Origin of the sequence: Candidatus Angelobacter sp., from assembly GCA_035607015.1 — a bacterium.
GTDB lineage: Bacteria > Verrucomicrobiota > Verrucomicrobiia > Limisphaerales > AV2 > AV2.
The window spans coordinates 1-2,957 of sequence record DATNDF010000357.1; the positions used below are offsets into that span (position 1 = coordinate 1).

Genomic DNA, 2,957 nt, shown 5'->3' on the forward strand with positions numbered 1-2,957 from the left:
GAATTCACCAACGGGGTCGTGTTCAATTTCCAGCTTCAGCAAAACCACGGCGGCGACAACTCGGACGACAACGAAAACCACAACCTCGGCCGCTGGAGCATCAGCGTGTCCGGCGCAACCAATGTCGTCGCCGACCCGGTCCCCGCGAACGTGCGCGCGATTTTCAAAATCCCCAACGGCCAACGCGCACCCGCGCAGATTGCCGCCGTGTTCAGCTACTGGCGGACGACGGTGCCGGAATTTAAGGAGGTCAACGACAAAATCGAGTCGCTTTGGAAACAATGGCCCGAAGGCACCCCCACACTCACCCTGATGTCGCGCAAAGGCAGGGGGCCGGTTGACGAACGACGCACCACGCACATGCTCAGGCGCGGTGACTGGCTCAAGCCGGGGCAGGCGGTCACGTTCGGCGTGCCGTCGTTCCTTCATCCGCTGCCGCCGGATGCGGACGGGTCGCGCCTGACCTTTGCGAAGTGGCTCGTGGATCGCAAATCGCCAACGACCGCCCGTGCCTGTGTGAACCGCATCTGGCAGGCTTACTTCGGTATCGGGCTGGTGGACACGCCGGAGGACTTCGGCACGCGCTGCGAAATGCCGTCACATCCGGAGTTGCTCGACTGGCTGGCCTGCGAATTCATGGACTCCGGCTGGAGCATCAAGCACATCCATCGGCTCATCGTGAAGTCGGCGACGTACCGGCAGTCGTCGCGCGTCACGCCCGGGCTTTACACGAAGGATCCCTACAACCGTCTGCTCGCGCGCGGCCCCCGGTTCCGGGTGGAAGGCGAAATCGTGCGCGACATTGCATTGACCGCCAGCGGTCTCCTCAACCCGGAAATGGGCGGACGCAGCATTTATCCGCCGGCGCCTGATTTTTTGTTCCAGCCGCCGGCCAGTTACGGGCCGAAGGTGTGGAAGGTGGAAACGGGCGCCGAGCGCTACCGGCGCAGCCTTTATATTTTCAAGTTCCGCTCCGTGCCTTACCCGATGTTGCAGACGTTCGACGCGCCGAACGGAGATTTTTCCTGCGTCCGCCGGGCGCGCTCGAACACGCCGTTGCAAGCCCTCATTTCGCTGAACGAGACCGAGTTTGTCGAATGCGCCCGGTCGCTCGCGCGCAAGACCCTGGAGGAAGGAGGCGGGACCGACGCCGACCGCATCAACTACGCCTTTCGCCGCGCATTGAGCCGGGCGCCGACCACCGACGAACGAAGGGAACTGCTGACGTTGCTCGACAAGGAGAAAAAGCGCATTGCCGAAGGCTGGGTGAACCCGTTCGAACTCGCCACCGGGAAAAACGAAAAGCCGGCTGACCTGCCCCGGGGTGAAAATCCGACACAACTCGCGGCTTACACGGTTGTGTCACGGGCGTTGTTGAACCTGGACGAAACGATAACGAAAGAATAGTTATGAACTGCCAGACGCATTTGTATCGCGGTTACGACCCAAAACTCATCACCCGCCGCTGGTTCTTCCAGCAATGCGGCGTCGGCCTCGGTGCCATCGCGCTGGGCACGTTGTTTCGCGAGACTGGCTGGGCCGCGCCCGCCGCGCTGAATCCGCTCGCGCCGAAACAGCCGCACTTCAAGGCCAGGGCCAAACGCGTCATCTACCTGTTCATGGCCGGTGCGCCGAGCCATCTTGATCTGTTCGATTACAAGCCGGAACTCGCCAAATGGAACGGCAAACCGCCGCCGGCGGAATTGATCAAAGGGTACCGCGCCGCGTTCATCAACCCGGACGCCGCATTGCTCGGCCCGAAATTCAAATTCGCCAGACACGGCCAGAGCGGCGCCGAACTCTCCGAGCTCCTGCCGCATCTCGCAGAGGTCGCGGACGATGTCGCCATCGTCAAGTCCATGTACACAGACGCGTTCAATCACGCGCCCGGTCAGATTCTGATGAGCACCGGCACGCAACAATTTGGCCGGCCCAGTCTCGGTGCGTGGACGACCTACGGACTCGGCAGTGAATCGCAGGATTTGCCGTCCTTCGTCGTTTTCAGCACCGGCGCGAAGGGGCCAAGCGGCGGATCCTCCAACTGGGGCGCCGGTTTTCTGCCCTCGGTACACCAGGGGGTGCTGTTCCGCAACACGGGCGACCCGGTCCTCTATCTCTCGAACCCAAAGGGCGTGGACCAGCAGATCCAGCGCGACTCGCTCGACACCATCAAGCGGCTCAATCAAAAACATCTCGATGTCGTGGGCGATCCGGAAATCGCCACGCGCATCAACTCATTTGAGCTGGCGTATCGGATGCAGCTTGCCGCGCCGGAGTTGATGGACATTTCCAAGGAGTCAAAGGCGACGTTGGAAATGTACGGCGCGGAACCGGGCAAGGGCTCGTTTGCGAACTCCTGTTTGCTGGCGCGCCGGCTGGTTGAGCACGGCGTGCGCTTCGTGGAGATTTTTCACGAGGCGTGGGATCAGCACGGAAACCTGAAAAAGGACCTGGCGAAAAACTGCCAGGACACCGACAGGCCGTGCGCTGCGCTCATCAAAGACCTCAAGCAACGCGGCCTGCTTGACGACACGCTCGTCATCTGGGGCGGCGAGTTTGGGCGCACGCCGATGGTCCAGGGCGGCGACGACGGGCGGGATCATCACCCGAACTGCTTCACCATGTGGATGGCCGGCGGCGGTGTGAAACGCGGCATCACGATCGGCGAGTCGGACGAATTCGGCTTCAACGCGACGACGGACAAGGTTCACGTCCATGACCTGCACGCGACGATCCTGCACCTGCTAGGATTCGACCACACGAAGCTCACCTACCGTTTTCAGGGCCGCGATTTCCGGCTGACGGACGTGTCGGGAGAACTCGTGGAGAAGTTGCTGGCCTGAGCCCTTACACATCCCAAGATTCAGACAGTGGCCTTTTGCTCAAGGCTTGACCACTTGGAGGAACTTGAAGCCATCAGAACCGCCGTAGAGATTCGTTATGACGAACACGCCGTT

The 2,957-nt window shown here is 61.5% G+C and carries 2 protein-coding genes; both read left to right on the forward strand.

Going from position 1 to position 2,957, the window contains the following annotated elements; all coding sequences use genetic code 11:
- Nucleotides 1-1,407: DUF1553 domain-containing protein (locus VN887_14295; protein ID HXT41178.1), on the forward strand; the 1,407-nt coding region annotated here is incomplete at its 5' end.
- 2 nt (nt 1,408-1,409) lie between these two features.
- A complete protein-coding gene (locus VN887_14300) occupies nt 1,410-2,843 on the forward strand; it encodes a DUF1501 domain-containing protein (GenBank protein HXT41179.1) in 1,434 nt (477 codons plus the stop codon).
- Nucleotides 2,844-2,957 lie beyond the last annotated feature (114 nt).

What these genes read in the sequence shown, in the direction of transcription:
- VN887_14300 (HXT41179.1), top strand. Translation starts at nt 1,410, where the DNA reads ATGAACTGCCAGACGCATTTGTATCGCGGTTACGACCCAAAACTCATC.